The sequence below is a fragment of the Niastella populi genome (assembly GCF_002078015.1).
In the GTDB taxonomy this organism is placed as follows: Bacteria; Bacteroidota; Bacteroidia; order Chitinophagales; family Chitinophagaceae; genus Niastella; species Niastella populi.
On sequence record NZ_LWBP01000001.1, the window covers coordinates 1 to 25,217 of the forward strand.

General features: G+C 45.3%; 21 protein-coding genes. 3 read left to right on the forward strand and 18 right to left on the reverse strand.

Features of this window, described 5'->3' with window-relative positions; all coding sequences use genetic code 11:
- Positions 1–324 precede the first annotated feature (324 nt).
- The 18 genes from A4R26_RS00005 to A4R26_RS00090 all read right to left on the reverse strand — a co-directional run bounded on the left by A4R26_RS00005 (position 325) and on the right by A4R26_RS00090 (position 22,100).
- Complete coding sequence (locus A4R26_RS00005; RefSeq protein ID WP_081158354.1) at positions 325–600, reverse strand: hypothetical protein; 276 nt, start codon at positions 598–600, stop codon at positions 325–327.
- 190 nt (positions 601–790) lie between these two features.
- Positions 791–3,481: a TonB-dependent receptor gene (locus A4R26_RS00010; protein ID WP_081158357.1), complete on the reverse strand. Its 2,691-nt coding sequence runs from the start codon at positions 3,479–3,481 to the stop codon at positions 791–793.
- Between the two features lie 118 nt (positions 3,482–3,599).
- Positions 3,600–6,641 carry a S9 family peptidase gene (locus A4R26_RS00015; protein WP_107685779.1) on the reverse strand — a complete coding sequence of 1,014 codons (3,042 nt, stop codon included), beginning with the start codon at positions 6,639–6,641 and terminating at the stop codon, positions 3,600–3,602.
- Positions 6,642–6,740: 99 nt separating this feature from the next.
- Positions 6,741–7,232 carry a TlpA family protein disulfide reductase gene (locus A4R26_RS00020; RefSeq protein WP_081158363.1) on the reverse strand — a complete coding sequence of 164 codons (492 nt, stop codon included), beginning with the start codon at positions 7,230–7,232 and terminating at the stop codon, positions 6,741–6,743.
- A 14-nt stretch (positions 7,233–7,246) separates the two neighbouring features.
- Positions 7,247–7,738 (reverse strand): MauE/DoxX family redox-associated membrane protein, encoded by a 492-nt coding sequence (locus A4R26_RS00025; protein ID WP_081158365.1) that lies wholly within the window; start codon positions 7,736–7,738, stop codon positions 7,247–7,249.
- A 12-nt stretch (positions 7,739–7,750) separates the two neighbouring features.
- Positions 7,751–8,110: a helix-turn-helix domain-containing protein gene (locus A4R26_RS00030; RefSeq protein WP_081158367.1), complete on the reverse strand. Its 360-nt coding sequence runs from the start codon at positions 8,108–8,110 to the stop codon at positions 7,751–7,753.
- A gap of 42 nt (positions 8,111–8,152) precedes the next feature.
- Positions 8,153–9,661: a hypothetical protein gene (locus A4R26_RS00035; RefSeq protein WP_081158369.1), complete on the reverse strand. Its 1,509-nt coding sequence runs from the start codon at positions 9,659–9,661 to the stop codon at positions 8,153–8,155.
- A gap of 2 nt (positions 9,662–9,663) precedes the next feature.
- Positions 9,664–10,521 (reverse strand): glycosyltransferase family 2 protein, encoded by an 858-nt coding sequence (locus tag A4R26_RS00040; RefSeq protein ID WP_081158371.1) that lies wholly within the window; start codon positions 10,519–10,521, stop codon positions 9,664–9,666.
- A gap of 28 nt (positions 10,522–10,549) precedes the next feature.
- Positions 10,550–12,085 (reverse strand): hypothetical protein, encoded by a 1,536-nt coding sequence (locus tag A4R26_RS00045; protein ID WP_081158373.1) that lies wholly within the window; start codon positions 12,083–12,085, stop codon positions 10,550–10,552.
- Complete coding sequence (locus tag A4R26_RS00050) at positions 12,082–13,593, reverse strand: hypothetical protein (protein ID WP_081158375.1); 1,512 nt, start codon at positions 13,591–13,593, stop codon at positions 12,082–12,084. Before A4R26_RS00050 ends, A4R26_RS00045 begins: the two co-directional genes overlap by 4 nt.
- Positions 13,590–15,101 (reverse strand): hypothetical protein, encoded by a 1,512-nt coding sequence (locus tag A4R26_RS00055; protein WP_081158377.1) that lies wholly within the window; start codon positions 15,099–15,101, stop codon positions 13,590–13,592. The genes A4R26_RS00050 and A4R26_RS00055 overlap by 4 nt, the downstream gene beginning before the upstream one ends.
- Positions 15,098–16,609 (reverse strand): hypothetical protein, encoded by a 1,512-nt coding sequence (locus tag A4R26_RS00060; protein WP_081158380.1) that lies wholly within the window; start codon positions 16,607–16,609, stop codon positions 15,098–15,100. The genes A4R26_RS00055 and A4R26_RS00060 overlap by 4 nt, the downstream gene beginning before the upstream one ends.
- Positions 16,606–18,120, reverse strand: a complete 1,515-nt coding sequence (locus tag A4R26_RS00065; RefSeq protein WP_081158382.1) for a hypothetical protein — start codon at positions 18,118–18,120, stop codon at positions 16,606–16,608. The genes A4R26_RS00060 and A4R26_RS00065 overlap by 4 nt, the downstream gene beginning before the upstream one ends.
- Positions 18,121–18,176: 56 nt before the next feature.
- A complete protein-coding gene (locus A4R26_RS00070; RefSeq protein ID WP_242674789.1) occupies positions 18,177–19,049 on the reverse strand; it encodes a glycosyltransferase family 2 protein in 873 nt (290 codons plus the stop codon).
- A gap of 411 nt (positions 19,050–19,460) precedes the next feature.
- A complete protein-coding gene (locus tag A4R26_RS00075; protein WP_081158384.1) occupies positions 19,461–19,850 on the reverse strand; it encodes a helix-turn-helix domain-containing protein in 390 nt (129 codons plus the stop codon).
- 195 nt (positions 19,851–20,045) lie between these two features.
- Positions 20,046–20,387 carry a DNA-directed RNA polymerase subunit alpha C-terminal domain-containing protein gene (locus tag A4R26_RS00080; protein ID WP_081158386.1) on the reverse strand — a complete coding sequence of 114 codons (342 nt, stop codon included), beginning with the start codon at positions 20,385–20,387 and terminating at the stop codon, positions 20,046–20,048.
- Positions 20,388–20,632: 245 nt separating this feature from the next.
- Positions 20,633–21,001, reverse strand: a complete 369-nt coding sequence (locus A4R26_RS00085) for a helix-turn-helix domain-containing protein (protein ID WP_081158388.1) — start codon at positions 20,999–21,001, stop codon at positions 20,633–20,635.
- A 313-nt stretch (positions 21,002–21,314) separates the two neighbouring features.
- Positions 21,315–22,100, reverse strand: coding sequence for a helix-turn-helix domain-containing protein (locus tag A4R26_RS00090; protein ID WP_081158389.1), 786 nt, complete (start codon positions 22,098–22,100; stop codon positions 21,315–21,317).
- A 98-nt stretch (positions 22,101–22,198) separates the two neighbouring features.
- Here A4R26_RS00090 and A4R26_RS00095 point away from each other — a divergent pair, with 98 nt between their 5' ends.
- The 3 genes from A4R26_RS00095 to A4R26_RS00105 all read left to right on the forward strand — a co-directional run bounded on the left by A4R26_RS00095 (position 22,199) and on the right by A4R26_RS00105 (position 25,205).
- Positions 22,199–23,035 carry an HlyD family secretion protein gene (locus tag A4R26_RS00095; RefSeq protein WP_081159393.1) on the forward strand — a complete coding sequence of 279 codons (837 nt, stop codon included), beginning with the start codon at positions 22,199–22,201 and terminating at the stop codon, positions 23,033–23,035.
- On the forward strand, positions 23,028–24,617 hold the full coding sequence (locus A4R26_RS00100; protein ID WP_081158391.1) for an MFS transporter: 1,590 nt from the start codon (positions 23,028–23,030) through the stop codon (positions 24,615–24,617). The genes A4R26_RS00095 and A4R26_RS00100 overlap by 8 nt, the downstream gene beginning before the upstream one ends.
- Positions 24,618–24,779: 162 nt before the next feature.
- Positions 24,780–25,205, forward strand: coding sequence for a hypothetical protein (locus A4R26_RS00105; RefSeq protein ID WP_081158393.1), 426 nt, complete (start codon positions 24,780–24,782; stop codon positions 25,203–25,205).
- Positions 25,206–25,217 lie beyond the last annotated feature (12 nt).

Genomic DNA, 25,217 nt, shown 5'->3' on the forward strand with positions numbered 1-25,217 from the left:
TTGCTTTAAATGCAAATGCACTGCCAACAATAGCCAATACAATTACAGCTGCTACTATAATTTTTAACTTTTTCATATTAAAGATTTTATTTTAAAAAAGCCCGTATGTTATCTCGTTTTTCCTCCGCGGTTGTATGCAATTTAGTTTTACGTCAAATTAAATCTGTCGCATTTTTGGAATTATTGAAGTCAATAACTCTTTAAATTGTGTTTAGTTGAAATGTACTACAGGCATGAATTTCCGAGATTGGTTTCTAACTCATTTCATCGGTTTTAGGAGATGAAGTTTTGCAATAATTAGTAATTTATGCCCAATGTAATTTCTTAATCGTCTGCTAATCTAAAAGTAGCTGTACAAAGCCCATTGTTAGGAGCAGTACATGTAGCTTGATCCTGATCCCAACATGGTGCATACTTCCATTGCGGGCTTAATAGACTTGTTGTTATCTTCTTATTGCATTGTGTATAAGTTGTACAATTGTTGCCAGGAGCTGTTGTGGTTAAAATGCAAAAGCGGCCAGCTTTTGCTTTAAAGGCAAATGCACTGCCAACAATGGCCAATACAATTACAGAAGCTACAATCATTCTTAACTTTTTCATATTAATGATTTTGATTTAAAAAATGGTTTTCTCGCCAGCCTTACTATATGCAATTTAGCTTTACGACCAATAAATTCTGTCGCGTTTTTGGAATTATTTAAAGGTAGTAACTGTGATAAGCCGTTAGGTGGGATGTGTGTTTTTGTATGGCGGTGTTACAGATAAGGCTTATGTTACTCCGGGAGTGGCATTACAATTTGTTTATTCTGAAATTATACCTGAACGATAGCACAAAGACCCTTTTGAGTACTTCGGTCTTTGCTGTTTCAATATAGTTATCGCCGGTAAACTGGGAAAAGCTGTTGCTTTTGTTGAGGATATCGAATGCAGATAGTTTGATCTCTCCGTTCTGGTTTTTAAACAATCTTTTTATAATGGAGGCGTTACATACGGCTGCCTGTGTGCCGGCCAGGTTCTGTTGTGCCTCGTTGATGGCAATGTTGATGTCGGAAGAGATACTCAAATGCCAGGGCAGTTCGTAATACAAAGATGCGTTATAGTTATGCCAGAACAACGTGGTGGTCTTACGGGCATCAACTGAATAGTTTGACCAGTCTCCATTAAACCGGGCCGATGCGGTGGCGCCGAATTTTTCATTTATATAGTATTCTGCCCGCACCGTTTGCCGCCACGTATACGTTTTTCGTATATTCTTTTCTGCATTCACCAGGTTCACCGCATTATCATACCGTGCACTGGTGTTGAACCCAACGTTCCCTTTATTGGGCCCTTTGCCAAATGAGATGCCGTACTCTATATTGGCGCCGATAGTATAGTTGCCTTCCAGGTTCACGGACTGCTGTTCCTGGGCTCCCTGGCTATTGATACGGGTAGCATTCACTATTTTGTGAGCCGTATTGTTAAACTGTAATTGTCCAAAAAGGCTGCGGTTCTTTGCTGCATTAAAATCTTTGTACCGCAGGCTTATTTCATTGGTAAACTCCTGCTTCAGCGCAGGGTTGCCCAGCCTGATCAGTAAAGGATTTGTATAATCAGGTATCGGTTGTAATTCCTGTATGGAGGGCGGCCGGTTGCGGCCATTGTAACTCACCTGCAGGTTTTTTTGTTTACTGATGCTGTAGAGCAGCGAGGCGCGGGGAAAGATGTTTGTGATCGATTGATGGACGTCCGTTTGCCGGCCGCTTTTGTCCTTATTCAACTGGGTGTTGCGGGCAAGCGAGATCCCCGCCTGCCACTGTAGTTTTTTGCGGAAATAATTATAGCCTAGTGCTATCTGTTGGCTGCTATTGCCGCTTTCAAAACTATTGCTGGCAACACTGTCCGGTTCATCATATTTGCCGGTTACCCCGTTATAATTAAAGGCTTCCTGTTTGGCTTTGCTGGCGCCGTTACCCAGGCTATAAGAGAAGTCAAGGATCTGGCCCCTTGCCAACGGCTCCGTATAGGTAATACCCACACTATAATCATGGCCGTTACCGTTTTGAAAGGATAGCTGGTCCCTTGCCAGGCTGTCTGTTGTGAACCCATGCTCACTATAAAAACGTGTCAATGATTGCAGGGCCGTGCGGCCTTTCGATTGGGAATTTCCTTTATGCAGGCTGATACCAACATACCGGCCCGCTTTTTTAAACCGGTGATCGTATTGAATGCCGATCGCTCCATTCCACCGGGCGCCAGAGCGGTTATTATTAGTGAAGGCATCGTTGACCGCATAAATCGTATTTGATCGTATTATCTGGCCGGCAGTGTAATCATTGTTGCCATTTTCATTATTTAACATATTGAAGGAGACATCGCTTCTGATGCTGTTAACTGAATCAATAGTATACTGCACTTTGGCGGTAAATGTATGGTGCTGTTGTTTGTCAAATCTGGATGTTTCTTTGTCCTGCAATAAAGACGAGTCCTGCAAAAAGGTTTGGCGCTGATTATAAACGGTATTGCCCGAATTATTGCCGCCGCGCCGGTAGCCGGCCGTAATCACTAACTTTTCACCAAAATTACTCCGGTAGTCAAGCGAGCCCTCATTCACCCTGTTGTTCAGGGTGCCGCCACTGCCCTGGAGGTTACCGCCATTACTGCTATGGCCTACACCGCTCAGGTACGTATTGCCTTTAAAATAATTGGCGTTTGCCTTTACGCCATACCTGTTCTGGCTGGCCAGCCCGCCTTCCCCATGCCCAAACAGGCCTTTTTTCTTATCGGGCTTTAGCCGCAAATTGATCACTTTACCAGGATCCTGGTCGGGGATGCCTGTCAGTTTTGCTCTTTCGCTTTTCTCGTTAAAGGCTTCTACTTTGTCAACCATATCAGCCAGCAGGTTTTGGGTAGCCAGCTTTGGGTCGTTCAAAAAAAACACCTTTCCATCGACGAACACTTTTTGTATTTTTTCTCCCTGCATGGTTATGTTGCCGTCCTTATCTACCTGAATGCCCGGTAATTTTTTAAGTAACTCTTCCACGGTGGCATTGGGTCTTGTTTTAAAAGCGGACACGTTATAGATGACGGTATCGTTTTTTGTGATCACCGGCGGAATGATGGCTTTTACCACTACCTCCACCAAAGAATGAACGGCGGGTTGTAACCATATGGCGCCGGTGTTAAACACCGTGTCAGCTGTTGTAAGCGTAATTGAGAGCATGGTATCCCGGTAGCCAATGTTCGAAACGTACAACTGGTATTGGCCGGGTTTCAGGTGGTTAAATATAAAGCCGTTTTTACCGCTCAATGATCTTCTGATGATCATTGAATCGGGCAGCCGTAATAAAGAAAGGCTGGCTTCGGGCAAAACAGCACGGGCAACAGAGTCGCCTACCTTTCCTTTTATAGCAACAACTTCCGTTTGAGCATATAAGGTATAAGAGGAAAGGGTGAGACAAACAAATAAACAGCTATGTAGCCACTTTTTAGCGTTTAGCATGACAACAGCTTATCCTTTCGCCCCAGGGTGGAGCTACACAATTAGTACCCCGCATCAATGTGTAATGTAGTTATATGGGTTGTAGATGATGTCGCAATTCTGGAATTTCTGTGAAACGCTATTCAAGGCGCCAGTCCTGAATAGGTTGGTTAAACATTTCCGGATGTTTTTTGTACTGCTCATTCCACTTTTTACAAATAGTACAGACTTTTCCACAACTACCTGTCGGGGCCAGTTCGTACCGGCTTTCTATACCTTTTACCGTAAGCGGTAGTCCCTGTGTCATCCATAAGGGGGCAGGCGCTTTCTTTAAATAGTGATCAAAAAACTGGGTATAGCGAATGGTATAATCCCTGAGCTCTTTCAGATCGTGTAAGGTATGGTCACCATTATCATATTTTAGCCACCATACATTCTTTTCCAGTCTACGCAAAGCGGTAAATAATTGCACGGTTTGGTCCTGGTATTCGGGTGTACTTTCCTTATTGCAAAAAAGCAGCAGGGGACTTGTTGCTTTATCGGCCTGCAGCACCGTTGTGTGGTCTATCCATGCTTCTTTATTCTCATACAAATTGCCATATTCCTGCCCGTTTTCAACGCTTTCCAGTTGATTCACGCCATTGCTGTTAGACAATGCCATATTGATCACATTGGCGTATATATAACCCTCACTGATGGCCGTAGCGCTGAATGAGGTGGAATGGGTAAATATATAAGCGCCCAGTTTAGCCGAATAACTATGCGATGCGCAGCCCAGTTTATCGCCGTCCACATAAGGTAATTGTTTTAGATATTGCGCGGCGCCTTCCATTACGTTGTAGGCCGATGGACCATATTTAAGCGGGGTTGTATAAATATCAGGTGTAAACACCAGGTAGCCATTGTTCACCAGCCAGGTGGGTGATTTCCCGGGCTGCATGGCCTGGTCAATATAAGCGGGCGCATGAAACTGGTGCAGGTTGTTCGAAAACGAACCATACAATGCTATCAACACCGGGTATTTCTTTGTTGAATCAAAATTGTCGGGTTTATATAAAATGCCCTGTCCCTGGCGGCCATCCAAATGGTTAAAGGAATGCAGTTCTTCCGAGAGCCACCTGAAATCTTGCTGCGGTTGAAAGTTGGTTAATCTTTTAAAGTTTTTGAAGTCGTTTGTTTCATAATAATTGGGAGCATCGGTACCGGATTGTCGTTGAACGAGCCAGGTTTCACGATTTTTTGCCTTTACTGGCGCCACCCCGTCTTTTGATACATTGGGGTCATAACATCCCGGAATTTTATTCATAAAATAGTCACCCATATATAAAAGTTTCGGGGCGCCCGCACTCAGGTCGGCCTTCCGGTAAAATCCACTCTGTTTATTTTGAGTATTAAAAGCCCGTAAGACTTTCAGTGCACCAGCTTTTATAACAGGAATATCAGTGCTGTAAATATTGGCTTCGGGTAATTTAAAGATCGTATTGTTCGAACGGCCAAAGCCATTGGTAATATTAACGCCCGGTTCCTTACCGGTAAGATCGAGCTTCCAGATGTCGTAATTATCATACACCAACAGACCTGCATCATTTTCCAGCCAGGCAGCCATACTGCCCGATGATGGTTTATGGCCGGAATACGGATCTGTTATTCCAAGCTGATTATGCGGTATATTTTCTGAAATATCTCTTACTACACCGGTATGCAGATCGTAGCTAAAATAATGGCACCCTTTGTCTGCATCAAAATAAACCAGGTACCTGCCACCTGGCGAAAACCAAAAATGACCGCCTGCTGCTTTGGTGGGAAGTAACCGACTGTTTCCATCCTTTAGAGAGACCAGCCAATTACTATCCAGGTCCATTTCATTGCTAACTTCCCAAAAGCGATCTCCATGTTCTCTTCTGGGGTTCTTATTTAAAACCGCAAAATCTCCCTGCAGTAAGTTCAACCTTTTGCCATTGCTTTCCAATGGCCATGCCTTACCATTTTCAAGGTTAAATAAAGCGGTATATTTTTTAGGCTGATTTGACAATTTGGCCTGGGCAGACTGTAAGTAAAGATCTTTGTGGTCCGATATCTCTACCTGCGCCATTTCAGGATCAGGTTTTCGGCTATTGGGAGGAGATTGCAAAGCAAAGGTGATGTAGCGGCCATTGTCTGTAAAGGATACGTCACCACTCAATACCTGTCCTTCCCCAATGCCCGGGGTTGCTTTGGTGATTTTCACCACCGCCTTATCCATACCTGCGGTATAATGCCAGATACTGATGTCCGTACTATCCAAAACGCTAAAAACAACCTGCCGGCCTGAATTATCTAAACTATAGCTGCCTATGCCGGTTTTTTTCTGATCTGTTGACCAGATGGTCTTTTCCTGCCAGTAAGGAGCACCCTGGTATTTTAACGTGGTAATACTGCCGTTAGCGGTGTTTTCGGTTGCTTTTAACAGTACCGCCTTACCATTACCGGCAAATACATGCTCTGCAACAAATGGAATTAACTTTTCAGTACCTGTTACCAGGTTATACAGCAATAGGTCGTTTGCCCGTTTACAAACCAGCCATTCACCGGTGTTGCTGAATTGGTAATCTGTTACGCCGCTGAATGGTGTTTCTTTTCCTGTTACCAGGTTATGTAAAATGAGATTCGGATCCCCGTTTTTTAATTGATAAGCCAGCCATTGATCTTTACCTTGCTGGGAACCCTTATAAGACACCACATCATTTACATGCCTGGGTTGTGATTTACCCAATGGCATAAAACACAGCGACCCGCCATTTTTAAAAATATACTGATCACCTTTGGCCGTAAAAAAACCTGGATTGGGGCCGGCGAATGCCCACCGCCAACCATTATGTATTGATTGTATCACCAAACTATCCAGCCTGCGGAACCAATACTGGGTACCAGTTGGTTTATTGATGGTATAGGCAAAATATTTACCATCGTCGCTAAAGGCTAAATATTCACCTAATCCCCGCCAGTTTTCAATGGCATTAAAATCGATCAACGACTTTTCACTTTTCCCGGAATTATTCTTAGCATACCCCCAAAGGAATTGCTCAAGATGTAAGCGATCGCCCGGGTTGAAGTTTTGTACACTGGTTGACCGGCTATTGCTTTGAGAAAACCCTGCAACGCTCAAAATGATAAATACAAGAATAGAACAACATTGTTTCATACGGAAACTTTAATTCATTGAAGAACGTATGTGATCTAAAAAAGGGGAAGAAAGAAACAATTTGTTGATCGGGAAACCCTTTTTCCAATATTGTGACATTTATTGCAAAAACGAACCCGGCCCCATTCTGCCGGCATAAAAGGTTTTTAGCTGTTTGTTGTTATCATAATAAGCGGTAAGCGGCACGGCTATTACCCGGTATGTTTTTAAAACAACACTTCCCGTATCTCTGCCTACAATTACATTCTTATACCTGTTTAATTTGAAATACCGGGCAAAATCTTTGGCTCCTTTCAGGTCTTCATTGGTTAATATACACAATTCTTTATCCTTAAATTTCTCCATGTTATTGAGCATATCCCGCATTTGCGCCCGGCAGTAAGGGCAGGTGGGCTTGAAGTAAAATAAGACCAGGTTTTTGTTGGCAGACAGATCGTCGGAATGAATATAACTGGTACTGTCCAGTAACTGGATGGCAAACGAGGGCAGCGGTTTTCCTTCCTGTCCTGTTTTAACCTGTTGTGGTTTTTCCTCCTGGCAACCCAGCCAGGCTGCAGCCATTATCAATAAGGCAACTAATTGTAAACGCATATGATTGATGTTTTTTATTGTGTTATTGCATTGCTTTTGTTAAGCATTTTGATAGCCAAAATGCCCAACAGGATAAAGGCGCCATTGAATACCAGGTGACCGCCCCAGCTTAATTCACTTATAAAGCCACCACAGGAACAGGGCAGGTGGGGGTAAAAGAGCATCATGTAAATAATATAGATCGTAAACAGGATCATCAGTACGGTGGACGCATACAACCCGATTTTTCTTGTCTGATGAATAAATATGAGCAGGGTAAGAACAATTTCGGTTGCCGGCAATAGCCACACTACAATATGCGCCACCGGTTCCAGCGCCGGCATCAGCGCCATTTGCTCCCGGGTGAGGGTGTAATCGCTCCACTTACTAAATGCGGTGTACAGGAACATGCTCATGTACAAGATGGAAATGATCTCGATCAGGGTGCTTTTTTTCAGCCACCGTACAAACAACAGGTGGGAGACAAGGTTTCGTTTTGGCATACTGCCGGCTGTAATTGTTTTCATTATGATTATGTTTTACTTTGATTTAATATTGCGTCGTTTCCATTCACCGGGTGTCATGCGGCGCAGCCGGGAAAAAGCCCGGTAAAAAGTGCTTCGTTCGTTATAACCTGCTTCAAAGGCCACTTCCTGCATGCTCATACCGGGGTTTGCCTGCATCAGCTCGCAGGCGTACTGCATCCTTAACTCCTCCTGGTAATCGCGGATGGTCTGTCCGAAAAAATGAACGAATCCATGCCGCAGCTCGTGGTCGTTCACACAGAAAGTTCTTACCAGGGAAGTATAGGGCAGCTTTTCCTTAAATTCCTTTTCCACTTTTCCCCTTATGGCATGGAAGAGCTGAACATCTTCCCGCGAAAATTGTATGTCGTTCATGATAAGGCGTATTAATGTTAAAAGCCATAGGTAGTATTGTTTTTATGCCAACGATGGCGTTGGCTCAGCTTGAAATGAGCGTACTACCCATGACATAAATAAAATGCAGAAGGGCAGGGTGATCACCACCGGAAAGATCTGGTACCGTAGCTCGGTAGGCGCCGATAACACCGTGAAAACGCAGTTGCCGATCCACACCAACAGCATACAGGTAAGCAGGTGTTTGCTGGTTTTGCTGCATTGTTTCAGTCCCGAAAAACAGAAAAACAACAGCATGCCCGCTAAAAACAGGGGGTTCACAATGGCTAACACGGTTGGAAAAAAATCCATTAAATGAATAGACGGGTCATTGAACCGGTTGGGCAATCGATTGTTTTTCCAGTTAAACCAGTTTACGGCGGCGGAGTCTACTTCACCCTGCCCAAGGTTATACATGCCCATAAAATTCGGCGGTGGTTTATAGTATAATACGAGGTTGGGCCCGGCAAAATGTTTCAGAAATAACGCCGGGTGTTCTTTGATCAACCAGCGGCCATAGTCGCCATACAGCGGCGCCATTTGAGCCCAAACTATGAAGTACTTTTTTTTGACGCTGTCTTTGTCGCGCTGTTGTTTCGCATACGTTATCAATGGAGATTTTAAATTCCACAAATAATAAACGCCGATCTTAGCATAGGGCCACACCTCCAGTTTACGCAGGGAATCCATATGTTGGTTCACCACGCTGTGCAGGTCCTGGAACGGCCCGGGCACATCGTCGCGGGCAATGGGCCGGGCATGCGCATAGGCATACAATGCATTGGCTGCCATTTGCCAGCCGCCAAAGGCGGAGTATTGCGTAGTGCCGGTTCTTTTGTGGTATTCATGCTGGGTGCTGCCGATAAAGGTGAGCAGTAAGAGGGCGATGGCACCGATGCCCAGCCATTTTGTTCTTTTGGGAATATAATTTACCAGCAAAATAAGCGCTATGCTTATAAACGGGTACCAGAGGGCGCTGAACCGTACGGTAAAAGCCAGCAACAAAATAAGGGCATGAAACAACAGCAGACGTAAACCGGGCTGAGCAATGATCCATAGCAATTGGGTAAACCAAACCAGGCTAAGCGCAGCAAACAGGCTGTCACTGCCGACAAAATTGGCAATATGGGGCAGCAGGGGGTTGGCAGCACTTAGGGTCAGTATGATGCGGAACAGCCATTTGCCCGGTGCAAACAGGTAACGAATGGTAAATAGTAAATACAATACGCTGGTCATTAACAGCAGGTACTGAACTATAACCAGGAACAGGTGCGACCGGCTGAATACACTGACGAGCCGTAAAAATTTGGAATACCCTATGGGCCACTGGTTAATGAAGTCATTTTTATCCGCCGCATCGAGGTAGCTGTAGCTATCCGGCGGCATAAAGTTAGGGTACGGATACCCGAACTTCAGCCAGGCAAAGGAGAGCACCATTATAGCTGCTGAAAACCAGAGTAATCGTTTGTTTTCTTTATCCTGCCATAGCCATGGTGTAAATGGCCGGGTGGTGATGGTTTGTTGAAATAGCATGACTATGCGTGTTGAGTGTTAATTTTTTTTGATGCTGTGGTGTTAAACAGGCTGTATCTTAATGTGCAGTAAATAGAGCGGAAGCCATCGCGCCAGCCGATCTTTTTTCCTTCGGCAAAAGTTCTTCCATAATAAGAAATGCCTACTTCATAAATTTTTATATGCGGGATCTTCGCCACTTTAACGGTTACCTCGGGATCGAACCCAAAGCGTTTTTCAACCAAAGGAATTCTTTTTAAGATATCTGACCGGAATAGCTTATAACAGGTGTTCATATCGGTCAGGTTCAGGTTACTGAACATGTTCGAAATATGGGTGAGGAACCTGTTGCCGATAGAATGCCAGAAGAAAAGGATGCGGTGGGGATGACCGCCCATAAACCGGGAGCCATATACTACGTCTGCTGCCACCAGCAGAACTGGTTTCAGCAGGGTGTTGTACTCGCCCGGGTCGTATTCGAGGTCGGCATCCTGCACCAACAGGTATTCACCAGTTGCGTTGGCAATGCCCGTATGAATAGCGGCGCCCTTTCCCTGGTTTATTTCGTGCCTGATGTATGTAAAGTAATTGCGCGTGCCGTTTTTTGTATTGGCGATATACGCTTTAATAACTGCTTCTGTATTGTCGGTACTGCAGTCATTTACAATGATCACCTCTTTTTCAATATCCCGTATGAGTTTCACCGCATTGATGCGCTCGAGAATACGGGTAATGGTCTTTTCCTCGTTGAAAGCCGGGATAATGATCGACAGCCTTTTTATATTGGTTGAAGCTGTGGAGCTCACCACCGGCTGTTGATTGCCGGCTGCCCGTTCCAGGGAAGATACCGGCAGCCCGGATTTGTTTATAGTATGCGTCATAGAACAAGGGTTTATAATTTACAAACTGTCATCCGATCGCTTTTTGTGCATATTCGCTGTTGGGTTGCTGCTGTTGACTTTCGGTTTTCAGGTGCTGTATTAACCGGCCCAGCCAGTCGATCAGCAATAATGAAAAGATCACACTTAGTGATGAGGTAAAGGCCTGGTATCTTAATACGGTGGGCGCCGCAAAAATGTTAAAGGCGGCATAGGTTATCCAGAAAACGCCAACCAGCAGAATGATCCTGTTAAAGGCGGGGTTGTATTGCCAGCCTTTTAACAACAGGTAACACAACAGCATTAAGAACAGGATCATATTCACAAAACTTACCAGCCAGGGGAAGTACTGAACTGACCACAGGCCGCCGTTTTTCGTTCCTGCTCTTACCTGGTTGCTGCTATACCCAAACCATTTTACCGCTGACTCCTGAACAATGGGGTAACCCCAGTTATAATTTTCTAAATACTCAACCGGCGGAACAAAATACTTCCAGGCATTAGGCAACACAAAGTGGCGTAAGAAATGCAGGGGATATTTTTTAATAATATACTTGCCATATGCGCTGTAAAAAGGTCCCATGCCGGCCCACATTTTAAATTCGGTGGCCGACCCGTCATTTTGAAACAGGCTATCGCGGTATTGTACTAGCGGATAACGCGGCGTCCACATATAGGCCGGCGTAGCCTTCACTACATTCAAATTGGGGTGGGTGTCAAAAAAAGTACGGATCCTGTTGTCAAGCGCATGGAATTGCGGCGGTACGGGTTCCCGCTCTGTGTAGTGTAGTTCCCGGTATACGTTCATGGCATTGTTGCTCCATTGCCACCCGCTAAAAGGCGAAAACTGCCAGTAGCCGGTGAGTTTTTTATACTGGTACATGGTAAGGCCCGCAAACCAGCCAATAAGCAGTAACGCCAGCCCAAGCCCTGCTGCTTTTTTTCGAACAGGCAAAGGAGAAAACCCAAATGCCAATGCTGCAATAAACGGGTAAATAAGCGCATTGTACCGCACCGTAAAAGCCAGGAATAACACAAGGGCATGCCAGCCAATGATCTTTTTGGAAGGCTTATAAATGAGCCAGATCAACAGCGCGAACCAGGTCATGCTTAATGACAGGAAGAGCGCATCGCTGCTTACCATATTGCCCAGCTGTAAAAACAGGGGATTCAACACCATAAAGCAGAACAATACGGTTTGTATTACCCTGCCGGCTTTATAGAAATAAAAGACGGTAAACAAAAAGAACAGTGAACTGCACTGGATCAACAGGTATTGACAAATTACCAATGCCAGATCGGGTTTGGCAACAACACTTACCAGCCGTAAAAATTTGGAATAGCCTATAGGGTAAGAATTGATCGTGAGGTTGTCATAGGCAGCCTCGATGTATCTGAAAGAGTCGTCATGGATATAATTGGCAAAAGGGTACAGGTATTTAAACACCACGAACTGTATTACAATCACTGCCGCTGCCACGTACAGGATGATCCTGTTCCCCCGGTTATGAAAGAGGAACTGGCGGAAGGTTTGTTTGCTGGCCGGTGCGTTTGGTAAAATGTTCATATGGCTAAGCTTTGCTTTTGATTTTGCAGTTTCATCTGCTGCATTAACCGACCTATCCAGTCGATCAGCAGCAGGGAAAAAGTAACACTGATGAGTATGGGAAAGGCCTGGAACCGTAATGCGACGGGCGCCGAAAGAATGGTAAATGCGGCATTCGCCAGCCACACAAAACCCGCCAGTAGAATGATCTTGTTAAAGATGCTGTTGTTTTGCCAGCCTTTCATTAGCAGGTAAGTGAGGAATAGTAAGAACAGCATGAAATTGGTAATGCTCACTAAAAATGGATAATACTGAAGAATGTAAACCGTACCGCTTTTCATTCTTGTTCTTACCTGGTCGTTTGTATACCCAAACCATGTCACCGCCGATTCCAGCACCGTTGTTTTGTAACCATTGTATTTTTCCAAAAACTCAACCGGCGGGAAAAAATAGTTCAGCGAATTGGGCGCCGCAAAGTACCGTAGATAATGTATGGGATAGTTTTTAATAAGCACCAAACCATACGAACTGTACAAAGGCCCCATGCTTGCCCATTTTTTAAATTCGCTTGTGGTGGTATCTTTTGCAAACAGATCTTCTTTATACACCATTAATGGAAGCGAAGGCGCCCACATATAGTACGTGCCGGCCTCACCAACGGGCAGATAAGGGTACCTGTCATACATTCTACGGTTCATCTTGTCTAACGCCTGAAACTTGAGTGGAACGGGTTTTCGGGCTGCACTGTCTACTTTTCGGTACGCATACATGGCATTGTTGGCGAGTTGCCAGCCGCTAAATGGCGAAAACTGGTAATGACCGGTTAGTTTTTTATACTGGAACATTGAAAGACCTACAAACCAGCCGATAAGTAAGAATGCAAGCCCCAGTCCCAACACTTTTTTGCGAAGTGGCAATTTTGATAACCCGAATGCCAGCAGGGAAATAAACGGATAGATCAATGCATTATAGCGCACCGTAAAAGCCGCCAGTAATACCAGGGCATGCCAGAAATTGATTTTACTGGATGGCTTGTACATGATCCATAACAACAGCGCAAACCAGGTGGTGCTTAATGCCAGGAACAGCCCGTCGCTGCTAACCATGTTACCCATGTGTAAGAACAGGGGGTTAACAACCATAAAACAGAGTAAGATGTTTTGCGTAAGCCGGCCAACCCGGTAGAAATAAAAAAGGGTAAACAAAAAGAAAAGCGTGCTGCATTGGATCATTATATATTGAAGGCTCACCAGTGCCAGATCAGGTTTTGCAAAAACACTTACCAGTCGTAAAAACTTTGAATAGCCGATAGGGTAAGTAGCGATCGTCATGTTATCCAATGCCGCATCGAGGTAAGCAAAGGAGTCGTCGCGGATATAGTTGGCAAACGGATATAAGTATTTAAAAACAATGAATTGTACAACAATCGCAGCCGCCGCCCAATACAGGATGGTCCTGTTCCTTCGGTTATGAAAGAGGAATTGGACAAAGGTATGTTCGCCGGCCGGTGTGTGTTGTATAGTATTCATATGGCTAAACTTTGCTGTTGATTTTGAAGTTTCAGGTGCTGCGTTAAACCAACCAGCCAGTCGATCAGCAGCACAGAAAAAGTAACGCTGATCAATGCGGGGAACGCCTGGAACCTCAATGCGGGGGAAGACGCAAAAATGGTAAACCCCGCATTGGCCAGCCACACAAAGCCGGCGAGGCAAACGCTTTTGTACAATAAAGGTCTGTACTGCCATCCTTTTAAAAGCAGGTAAGCGATGAGCATTAACACCATTACCAGGTTGGTAATGGCAACAAAATACTGGAACGGTAGCAGGATATATACTTTATTGCTTTTCATTCTTGTGCGTACCTGGTTGTTCTCATAGCCAAACCATTTTGCGGCCGTTTCCGGAACGGTAGGATGGCTCCAGTTATAATAGCCCAGGTATTCAACCGGCGGAAGAAAATATTTCAGGGAATTAGGCAAAACAAAATGCTGGAGAAAATGCCCCGGATAGGTTTTTATAATGTGCCAGCCATACGAACTATAAAAAGGTCCCATTCCCGCCCATTTTTTTAACTGGGTTGCCGAAGGGTCGTTTTTAAACATACTGTCGCGGTACCGCATTAACGGCAGCCAGGGCGCCCACATATAGAACGTACTTGCTTCACCAATTTCAAGGTCGGGGTACCGGTCGTATAGCTTACGGACCATATCATCCAGTTCCCGGAATTGCGGCGGCACCGGTAGCCGCGCGGCGCTGTCTACTTTCCGGTAAGCATACATGGCATTGTTGGCCAGTTGCCAGCCGCTAAAAGGCGAAAACTGGTAATGACCGGTTAGTTTTTTATACTGGAACATAGAAAGGCCCACGAACCAGCCTAACAGCAGGAGTGCAAATGCCAGCCCTGCCGCTTTTTTTCGAACCGGCAGTTTTGATAAGCCAAAGGCCACTCCTGCAATGAATGGATAGATGAGCGCATTGTACCGCACGGTGAAAGCCGCGAATAACACAATGCCATGCCAGAAAATGATTTTATTGGAAGGTTTATACATGATCCATAAAAGCAGTGCAAACCAGCTCATGCTTAACGCCAGGAAAAGCCCATCGCTGCTTACCATATTGCCGAGGTGTAAGAACAAGGGATTAAAAACCATAAAACACCACAGTATTCTTTGCGCTACTTTGCCGGCCCTATAGAAATAAAAAATGGTAAACAGTAAGAAAAGCACACTGCACTGGATCATCAGATATTGAATACCTGTCAATACAAGGTCGGGTTTTGCAAAAACGCTCACCAGCCGTAAAAACTTTGAATAACCTATAGGGTAGGAGTTGATGGTAAAATTCTTTATCGCCGCATTCAGGTATACAAAAGAGTCGCCGTGTATATAGTTAGCAAAAGGATAGAGGTATTTAAACACCGCGAACTGGATAATAATGGCGGCCGCCGCCAGGTACAGGGTCATCCTGTTTTGCCTGTTATGAAAAAGGAACTGAGCAAAAGTTTGTTCGCCGGCCGGTGCGTTTTGTAAATTGTTCATATGGCTAAGCTTTGCTGTTGATTTTGGAGTTTCAGGTGCTGCACTAACCGGGCCATCCAGTCGATCAGCAGCAGGGAAAAGGTGGCGCTTAACAATGCGGGGAACGCCTGGAATCGTAAGGCGGCAGAAGCCGAAAAGATGGTAAACCCGGCATTCGCTATCCACACGAACCCGGCCAAAAGAATGCTTTTATTAAAGGTGGTGCTGTATTGCCAGCCTTTTAAAAGCAGGAACGCCAGGAGCATCAGAACCATGATCAGATTGGTGATGCTGATAAGATAGGGGTAGGGTAGCAGCACCCATATTTTACCGCTTTTCATTCTTGTGTTTACCTGGTTATTTGTATAACCAAACCATTTCACCGCCGTTGGCCGAACGGTTGGGTGGTTCATGTTATAGTATTCAAGAAACTCAAGGGGCGGCGCTAAATACTTCTTCGAATTAGGCCACGCAAAGTAGCGCAGGAAATGCATGGGATATTTTTTGATAAAGTACATTCCATACGAACTATAAAATGGCCCCATACCGGCCCATTTTTTAAATTTTGTTGCGGACGTGTCTTTTGCAAACAGGCCGTCGCGGTATTGTCCCAGCGGAAACCAGGGCGTCCACATATAGGCGGTACTGGCTTCGCCCCCAGGCAAAACAGGGGTGTTGTCATAAAAATTGCGGATCATGCTGTCAAGCACCCGGAATTTTGCCGGTACCGGTTCGCGGTTGGCGCTGTCTACTTCGTGGTAAACGTACATGGCATTGTTTGCCAGTTGCCAGCCGCTGAATGGCGTATACTGCCAGTAACCGGTGAGCTTTTTATACTGCAACATAGAAAGGCCAACAAAACAGCCGCACAGCAGCAGGCCAAATCCGAATCCCAGTGCTTTTTTTCGAAGTGATAATTTTGACAACGCAAAAGCCACCAGCGCAATAAATGGATAGATCATTGCATTGTATCGCACGGTGAAGGCTGCGAACAATACAATGGCATGCCAGCAGATTATTCTATTGGATGGTTTAAAGATGATCCATAAAAGCAGGGCAAACCAGGTCATGCTTAATGCCAGAAAAACCCCATCGCTGCTTACCATATTGCCCAGGTGTAAAGCCAGTGGATTAAAAACCATGAAACATAGCAGTACCGCCTGCGTCACCCTGCCAGCCCTGTAGAAATAAAAAAGGGTAAACAATAAAAAAAGCGTACTGCACTGGATCATCAGGTATTGAAGGCTCACCAATACAAGATCAGGCTTTGCAAAAACGCTTACCAGGCGTAAAAACTTTGAATAACCAATCGGGTACGTATTGATAGTCAGGTTCTGACTGGCGGCATCCAGGTAGGCAAAAGAATCGCCATGTATATAATTGGCAAAAGGATATAAGTATTTGAACACAGCAAACTGTATTATGATGGCAGCCGCAGCCATGTACAGGATGATCCTGTTCCGCCGGTTATGAAGGAGGAACTGCGCAAATGTTTGTTCGCTGGCCGGTGCGTGTTGAAAACTGTTCATATCGCTAAGCTTTGCTGTTGACTTTGCAATTTCATGCGCTGCACCAACTGAACCATCCAGTCGATCAGCAGCAGGGAAAAACTAACACTGAGTAATGCCGGGAACGTCTGGAATCTTATTGCAGCGGAAGATGCAATTATGGTAAACGCTGCATTGGCTATCCATACAGACCCGGCCAGGAGAATGATCTTGTTAAATGCCCTGTTGTGTTGCCATCCTTTCAAAAGCAGGTAAGCCAGGAGCATCAGCAACAGGATCAAATTGGCAATACCTGCCAGGTAGGGGAAAGGTATAAGGACCCAAATTCTGCCGTTTTTCATTCTTGTGTGTACCCGGTAGTCTTTATAACCAAACCATTTTTTGGGCCATTCCGGAACATATGCATGGCCCCAGTTATAGTATTCCAGGAACTCGAGGGGCGGCACGAAATATTTCTGCGCATTGGGCCAGGCAAAATAGCGGAGAAAATGCATGGGGTATTTTTTAATAATGAACCATCCGTACGAACCGTACAAAGGCGCCATAGCGGCCCATTCTTTAAATGGGGGTGTGGAACTGTCTTTTGCTTTAAAAACGCTGTTGCTGTATTTCATTAACGGGTACCACTCCGTCCACATATAGGCAGTACTGGCTACGCCTGCCGGTTTATCGGGGTGTGTGTCATAGAAATCACGCACCATATTGTCCAGTGCCTGGAATTTGGGTGGCACCGGTTGCCGGTTGGCGCCGGTTACTTCCTGGTAGGCATACATGGCATTGTTTGCCAGTTGCCAGCCGCTAAAAGGCGAAAACTGCCAATAACCGGTGAGCTTTTTATATTGGTACATAGAAAGCAGTACAAACCAGCCCATGACCAACAACCCCCATCCCAGCCCCGCCAGTTTTTTTCGAAGCGAAAGCGTTGATAAGCCAAATGCCAGTATGGCAATGAATGGATAGATCAATGCGTTGTAGCGCACGGTGAAAGCGGCGAATAACACCATGGCATGCCAGAAAATAATTCTATTCGAGGGTTTGTAGATAATCCATAATAACAATGTAAACCAGGTCATGCTTAATGCCACGAACAACCCATCGCTGCTTACCATATTGCCAAGATGTAAAAGCAGGGGATTGATGATCATAAAACAAAACAATATTACCTGCGTTACCCGGCCAACGTTATAGAAATAAAAGATGGTAAACAGTAAGAACAGCGCACTGCACTGGATCACCAGGTATTGAAGGCTTACCAATACGAGATCCGGCCTGGCAAAAACACTCACCAGCCGTAAAAATCTGGAATAACCTATCGGGTACATATAGATAGTCAGGTTCTCATCTGCAGCTATCAGGTACCGGAATGAGTCGTCATAGATATAATTGGCGAAGGGATACAGGTATTTGAATATGGCGAACTGTATAATGGTTGCTGCCGCGGCCAGGTATAGGATGGTCCTGTTCCACCGGTGATGAAACAGGAATTGGGAAAAGGTTTGTTCGCCGGCCGGAGCCTGTTGAAATACGTTCATATTGCTTACTGTATTGTAAGTGTTACGTAAGGTGGATCTGAATACTTGTTACGTTCTTAAACAGTAGCTTTTACCCTTTTATTAGCCGAGATGCTGATATTGAAAGACCCGTACTTCAGGATGCAATAGATGGCCCTGAAGCCATCGCGCCAGCTGATCTTCTTTCCCTCGGCAAATGTTCGACCGTAATAACTGATGCCTACTTCATAGATGCGCACACCAGGCACTGCCGCCATTTTTGCCGTTACTTCCGGTTCAAACCCAAAACGCTTTTCTTTTAAAGAAATTCCCTGAATTAATTCTGTACGGAACATTTTATAACCCGTTTCCATGTCGGTTAAATTCAGGTTGGTAAACATGTTACTTAGGAAAGTAAGGAACTTATTGCCGATAGAATGCCAGAAGAACAGGATGCGGTGTGGATTGCCGCCCATAAATCGCGAGCCGTATACCACATCTGCCGAGCCAAGTATAATGGGTTTTATGAGCGTATTATACTCGCCCGGGTCGTATTCAAGGTCGGCATCCTGCACCAACAGGTAGTCGCCGGTTGCCTGGGCGATACCCGTATGGATAGCCGCACCCTTCCCCTGGTTTACATCGTGCTTTATGTATTTGAAAAAGTTGATGCTGAGATCAGTAGCGTTGGAGATATAACTTTGTATAGCTAATTCTGTATTATCTGTTGAGCAATCATTGACGATGATCACTTCTTTTTCTATATTTCGTATCAGTTTTACCTGGTTTATTCTATCGAGTATCAGTGCAATAGTTTTTTCCTCGTTATATGCGGGAATGATGATGGAGAGTTTCTTAATTGGCAGGGGATGTTGATTGGTGGCCGCCATTAACGTATCACCTGTTTCAATTGCTGATACCGGATCAGGAGCAGGATCCTGAGCAATAGGCATGCTGAATACATCGTTCATATGAACAAGGTTTAATAATTAACAATATGGAAATGATTTACCGGTGTTGGGGTGTTGCTTCAGAGGGAACGTTTTGATCGCTTCAAATTCTTATTGAACAGCCGGCTCAAGCTGTAGCTAGACAACCACGGCGTACCGGCGGAAACCTTATCCGTAAGGATAAAGACTTTATACTCCTGAAAAACAGTAAAGATTTGTACCCCACGCCTGATGCGGGAGTAGAATATTTTATAACATGAATTGTTTTGTGTTGACTTTGCCTTTATAAGAAATGAAACAGCTACAAATGGGCCTCGATTCGTTCTTTTTATTTTCTTCCGGGGCACTTACCGGAGCATCGTTGATTCTGTATGCAAGTTACTATCGCAGATTTACATTTTTGCATCACTATTTATCATTTTTGCTTCACTATTATTCATTTTTGCAAGGATCTTGTCGCTTCGTTAGAATTTCCATTTTTTGCCATTCGGTAGGACTGACGTTAAACTCCCTTTTAAAAGCCCGGCAATAAGCTGTTTGACTACTATAGAAACACTTCGAAGCTATTAGTTTTTTGGTCATCCCGTTTTGCAGGAATTTTTTGGAAGCTTCCAGTCTTTTCCTCACCTGGTATTCTTTGATGCCGGTTCCAAATACATCTTTAAACGCTTTTTCTACCGAATTGCGGTTGGCTGTACTTACATTGTTCAGCAATTCTGCTGCTGTTCTGAATTGAAATGGATTGTCGTCGATATTTTTTTTGAGAGATTCAATTGCCAGCAATACATAAACTGAACAAGACTTTTGATCATTATTGAACATGGGACAAGGTTTTTACTTATCAAATCAAGTTTACAATTAATTAGTAAATGTGATTAATTAAGTAAGGTTTATCGTGGTGCGAAGTGTGTAAGGACTTTTTTCTACTGGTTGTAATCAGGGGCAACTGATATGTACGTTTATTGTTTGTATTCAATTGTGAGGTTGCTGTGGAATTGGTTTTTGCTAAGAGGGTTTTTAAACCTGAATTTCCCCTTTTTGAACCTGCGTTATTTTACTGCTTAATTCGTTTAATACTTTTGCTCCTGCACCTCTCAGCATCTTAATATTATCCCAATTGGATGCTCTTTCAATTAATGAACCGATAGTAAGTATATTATTATACCTAAGCACTTTTTCGGCGCGTGGAGTTAAATTCAAATGTTGAATGCTTTTTTGGCAAAGAACATTGTCGCCTTCAATTAAGTTCATATGTTCAGCAAGCCAGTTTGCAATCGCCCTGCAATCCTGAAGATCCAATGTGCTAATTCTATTTATGATATATTGCACTTCTTTTTTATGGTATTTTATAGCCTCCATAAAAAAGTATTTTAGTTATTTAATTGATGTCAAGTTACATTGGTGAATCTGGAAAGCAATGAAGAACTTGTTCATGTTTTGCCCATTTAAGTCATATTTTGCACTCAAAAGGTGTTAGTTCAGTGCTTTTTGCTTATTTATTGAAAGTGTGGCCGTTTCTTCCCTTTGAATTGGGCTTTCTGGTGGCGCCTTGAGGGCGGGTTGTGGGGGTAATTGAGATAATAGCGTATCCGGTTGTGTTAGTGTTATGTTCTCTGACGTTTCATGTCTTTTGCCCAATGTTTGGGCGATTTTCCCATAACCTTCCTGAACGCCCTGGTAAAGTTGCTGCCGGCTTTAGGGCCCCGGTAACCACATTTGTAGGCGATCTGCTGCATGGTTTGTTCCCGACCGGTTAACATATTGGCAGCAGCTTCCATCAATTTGCGTGTGCGGTATTCTTTTACCGATCTGCCTTTGATCGTTTCAAAGGCGGCATAAATAATATTCCGGTTGGAATAATATTGGGGGAAAAGCGTGCTGATACTTTTCCTGTTCAGCGGATTGCTATCTATGAACTGTGCCAGTTCTTCCACAGCCTGAACGGCGGCTTTCGACAATGTGTGCTCGATCATGAGTTAAGGTTTAATAATTAATGCCCACGCGCCCTTCAGGCAAAGTTGTATTTTATATAGCATGACGCAACGGTTTACAAGGTTTTGAAATGTAATACCCAAAACGTTGCATTTTATAAGTGAGGTTCATCCTGTGAAAGCTATTGTGAGTTCAACTGTTAGCTCATACGCAAGTTACAGTGGCTGTTTATTCATTTTTGCACTTTCGATTCATACTTTGCACCTGTTTTGATTTTTCTTAAGGTGGCGCGACTTCATCTTTTTGTACGTATTTCTGCTACTTGCCTTTAATAATCATTGAATTAGGCTGTTGCTAACTTCTTCTGAACTCCGACGGCCGTACATGCGTGAATTCCCGGAACGCATCGCTGAAGGAGCTGAGGCTTTCATATCCTACTTCAAAGGCAATGTCGCCCATTGATCGTTGCGTTTTCAATATCAGCTCTATGGCCTTCACCATCCTGATGGTTTTAAGATACTGCAGGAAGGTCATTTGCAGGGTGCCCTGGAATAAGCGCGACAGGGTGCGCTCGCTGATATTGAACCGGCTGCTTACGCCGGCAATGGTGAGCCGCTCACCCAGGTGCTTTTCGAGGTAGTGTATGATCCGCTGCATTTGTTCATTACCGGTGGTGGGAAGTATAATGGGCAGCGCCTGGGTATCGAGCTGCGGCAGTATTTTTTTCAGGGCTATCAAAAATTCGAAATTATCATCTTTCCGGCTTACATGGCGCCCATCCCAGCGTTCGGTATAATTGATCATGGCTATCAACAGGTCGCTGGCCGGGTAGATGCCCAGTTTACCGTAAAAAGCGTTCGACGCATCGTCATGCGCATAGAAGTACAACGAACGCAGCACCGTTGCCGAATAACCGATGCGCAAAATATGCTCCATGCCACGCGGGATCCAGAAAAAATGCCTCGCGGGCACCACATACGTGCGGTTGCCACAGGTAATATAGGCAATACCGCCTTCCACATAACTCAGTTGGCCCTTGCTATGTTTATGCAGCGGGATCAGTTTCTCCGACTTCTCGTGCATCACGAAAACGCTTGCTTTCTGCTTTTCTATCTCCGGCAAAGAGGCGATCAGTCCCATAGATGGTAAAATTATGTTTTTGGCAGGATTGACGAAAAGGTTGGCTTTATTAGGGAAATAAAACCAACCGCCGCCCGGTATTTTTGCGGCTCCTGAACATGAAAAAGAAGTATACCCTTACCGACAGGCTCATTACAAAGATCACAGGATGGCTCTCGGCGCTCATCATCGTTGCCCTCGCCGCCTGGGGCATTGTCACCCTCTGGGGCTTTTACCGCTTCGAACAAACCAACGACGCCCAGATAGACGAATATGTAACCCCCATTATTTCGCGGGCCGCCGGTGCTATAACATCCGTTCGGTTTGAAGAATACCAGCCCGTAAAAAAGGGCGACACCTTGCTCACCATCGATAACCGCGAATACCTGCTGCAACTGCAGCAAACCGAAGCCGCCATGCAAAAATGCAGCGCCCAACTAAAACAGCTGGCAAACAGGCAAACAGCGGAAAAAGCCCTGGTGCAGGCCGAACTATCGCGTTTGCAGGCACTGTGGCAGCAACAGCAACTCGGGCTGAACAATACTATCATTACCGCCCCCAACAACGGCAGCATGGGCCGAAGGATCGTGTCGACCAATCAAATCATCAATGCCGGCGACATGCTTGCCTACATCGTAAACGATGAAACCGATAAATGGGTAGTGGCGAACTTCAAAGAAACCCAGGTGGCCGGCCTGCACATCGGCGATTCGGTACACCTCACCGTAGATGCGTACCCCGGCCGCAAATTCACCGGCACCATCATCTCATTTTCCCCCGCCACCGGTTCGCGCTTCTCGTTATTGCCGCCCGATAACGCTACCGGCAACTTTGTAAAGATCGTTCAGCGCATCCCCGTGCGCATCCGTATTCATGGCAGCAGGGAAGAACTGTGTATGCTGAAAGCCGGCATGAACGTGAACGTATCGGTACCCAAAAAACAACAGCGTGGGTAACCCCATTCCCGTATTCCGTTCATGGGCGCCCGAATGGTTGATCAGGGGCAGCCTGTTCCTGGTGTTGTTGCCCAGCATCGTGCTTTTCTTTTTGCCCCTCGCTAACATCGATGCAGCGGCCGGGTATTATGGCTGCACGCGGGCAGACGTTCAATTTTCGGTAGTCATATTTTATGCGGGGTACACCGGCTTCTATTGCCTCGAGCACCGTTTCATTGCTTACCTCGCCAGTAAACAGTATTTTATCTTATTCACCTCGCTGCAAATGACGGCCAGCCTGGTTTGTTATTTTACCCATGAACTGTATATCCTGCTGCCGGTACGGTTTATCCAGGGCCTGTTGTTCTGCAGCACGGCCAGTTTATCGCTCTCGCTCATGTTCACCCGCCTGCACAGCGAACGCGCCCGGGAAGTGAGTTTCTCCGTTTTCTTCGGCCTGCTCATCTGCGCCATCCCTTTCAATAATTTTGTAACGGCCGGTATCATCGATTCGTTCAATTTTAACGTCGTTTATAAATGCGCCTTGTTCTCCTTTGTTCCCTGCCTCATCCTGTTCCTGCTTATTATGAACAATGTGCGGTTGAAAGCGCATTTTCCGCTGCATAAGCCCGACTGGCAAAGTTGCTCGCTGTACACCCTCATCCTTTGCCTTACCGGTTATACCATGGTGTATGGGCAGCCTTATGAGTGGCTGCACGATGCGCGCATCCGGTACAGCATCATCGCCATTGCCGCGCTTGCGGTCATTGGCGTGTTGCGGCAGCGGCACCTGAAACGGCCCTACATCAATTTGCAGATCTTTAGTTTCAGGAACTTCAAAGTGGGGCTGCTGGTGTTGTTCGTAATGTACATTGGCCGTTTTGCCGTGGGCATCACCAACGGTTTCCTGGCCGGGGTACTGGGTTTCGACCCTAAACATATTTCGTATATGAACCTGTTCAACCTCGCCGGGCTGGTTTCCGGCGTGATCATCGCGTGTTGTATGACGTTGCAAAAAAAGCCAATCAGGTACATCTGGCTGCCGGGTTTTATGATCCTGCTGGTCTTTCATATGGTGATGTTCTTTTTGTTCACCGCACCGGCCAACGGGCACAACTATTTTATGCCGCTTTTTATTCAGGGAGTAGGGGTGGGCATCATCATGGTGCCTACGATCGTATACACCATTTCCTCAGTGCCTGTTGTCATGGGCCCATCCGCGGCCGCGGTTTCCCTGGCCACCCGGTACCTGGGTTTTTGCGTAAGCATCGGCCTCATCAACTACTTCGAAAAATTGGGCAGCAACAGCCACTACAATACTTTCCGCGATCATCTTACAACGATCGACCTTCCCTTCAAACAGGCCCTTCAAACCCATACCCAACAACTGATGGCGCGCGGTATGCCGCCGGCCGCGGCTGCGCGGGCGGCATACAAGCTGGTGATGGCCGGTATAAACCGCCAGACACAGCTGCGGTTTGCCATGGATTACTATGAGCTTATTTCGTGGCTGCTCGCCGGCATGTTGCTGTTGATCGCTCTTTTCCCTTACCTCAACAGAACGGTGATCTATCTGCGATCGAGGTACCTGGCGCCCGTATAAGGTTTTGTTTGCTGCAACTACATATATAAGTTATGCTTTATGAGCGCGGTTTTCTTTTTAATTTCCGCTTTAAAAGCTGGCATTTATTACAGGATGTACTACATTTACGACTGCGCAGCCAGATATCAGCTAATTTCAAATATTTAATAAAACCCCCTTCCTATGAGTAGTGAAGAAAAAGGATCGACCCATCACCACCATCACCGTCATGGCGGAAGAATTCCGCTTGAACAGGCTAAGAAAGAAATAAAAAGATGGAAAGAGCACATTGCCGATATGGGCGACGACTGCCCGTACGATTACGTTCAATCATTTTTTATTCCCATGGAAGACATCAAACGGTTGTACGAAAATTATCAACACCTGCATCCTACGGGCGTAAGGGCCTACATTGGCATTAAAGAGAAAAACGAGAAGGGATGTGCGCCGTTGCGGCTGTTGCTGGTGCCGGCCACGAAGCATACCGATTTTTATAATAACGGGCCGCTGGCAGATGAAGCAGGCAACAATGCCGGCAATTCCTCGGTGTACGATTTTACCATGCCCTGTCCCGATGTTTGTGCATCGGAAAATGACCTGAATAGCTGATAGCTTTTTATT

Bases quoted from the DNA above. Each gene is read 5' to 3' on its own strand.
- A4R26_RS00005 (WP_081158354.1), bottom strand. From the start codon at position 600: ATGAAAAAGTTAAGAATGATTGTAGCTTCTGTAATTGTATTGGCCATT.
- A4R26_RS00010 (WP_081158357.1), bottom strand. From the start codon at position 3,481: ATGCTAAACGCTAAAAAGTGGCTACATAGCTGTTTATTTGTTTGTCTC.
- A4R26_RS00015 (WP_107685779.1), bottom strand. From the start codon at position 6,641: ATGAAACAATGTTGTTCTATTCTTGTATTTATCATTTTGAGCGTTGCA.
- A4R26_RS00020 (WP_081158363.1), bottom strand. From the start codon at position 7,232: ATGCGTTTACAATTAGTTGCCTTATTGATAATGGCTGCAGCCTGGCTG.
- A4R26_RS00025 (WP_081158365.1), bottom strand. From the start codon at position 7,738: ATGAAAACAATTACAGCCGGCAGTATGCCAAAACGAAACCTTGTCTCC.
- A4R26_RS00030 (WP_081158367.1), bottom strand. From the start codon at position 8,110: ATGAACGACATACAATTTTCGCGGGAAGATGTTCAGCTCTTCCATGCC.
- A4R26_RS00035 (WP_081158369.1), bottom strand. From the start codon at position 9,661: ATGCTATTTCAACAAACCATCACCACCCGGCCATTTACACCATGGCTA.
- A4R26_RS00040 (WP_081158371.1), bottom strand. From the start codon at position 10,521: ATGACGCATACTATAAACAAATCCGGGCTGCCGGTATCTTCCCTGGAA.
- A4R26_RS00045 (WP_081158373.1), bottom strand. From the start codon at position 12,085: ATGAACATTTTACCAAACGCACCGGCCAGCAAACAAACCTTCCGCCAG.
- A4R26_RS00050 (WP_081158375.1), bottom strand. From the start codon at position 13,593: ATGAATACTATACAACACACACCGGCCGGCGAACATACCTTTGTCCAA.
- A4R26_RS00055 (WP_081158377.1), bottom strand. From the start codon at position 15,101: ATGAACAATTTACAAAACGCACCGGCCGGCGAACAAACTTTTGCTCAG.
- A4R26_RS00060 (WP_081158380.1), bottom strand. From the start codon at position 16,609: ATGAACAGTTTTCAACACGCACCGGCCAGCGAACAAACATTTGCGCAG.
- A4R26_RS00065 (WP_081158382.1), bottom strand. From the start codon at position 18,120: ATGAACGTATTTCAACAGGCTCCGGCCGGCGAACAAACCTTTTCCCAA.
- A4R26_RS00070 (WP_242674789.1), bottom strand. From the start codon at position 19,049: ATGAACGATGTATTCAGCATGCCTATTGCTCAGGATCCTGCTCCTGAT.
- A4R26_RS00075 (WP_081158384.1), bottom strand. From the start codon at position 19,850: ATGTTCAATAATGATCAAAAGTCTTGTTCAGTTTATGTATTGCTGGCA.
- A4R26_RS00080 (WP_081158386.1), bottom strand. From the start codon at position 20,387: ATGGAGGCTATAAAATACCATAAAAAAGAAGTGCAATATATCATAAAT.
- A4R26_RS00085 (WP_081158388.1), bottom strand. From the start codon at position 21,001: ATGATCGAGCACACATTGTCGAAAGCCGCCGTTCAGGCTGTGGAAGAA.
- A4R26_RS00090 (WP_081158389.1), bottom strand. From the start codon at position 22,100: ATGGGACTGATCGCCTCTTTGCCGGAGATAGAAAAGCAGAAAGCAAGC.
- A4R26_RS00095 (WP_081159393.1), top strand. From the start codon at position 22,199: ATGAAAAAGAAGTATACCCTTACCGACAGGCTCATTACAAAGATCACA.
- A4R26_RS00105 (WP_081158393.1), top strand. From the start codon at position 24,780: ATGAGTAGTGAAGAAAAAGGATCGACCCATCACCACCATCACCGTCAT.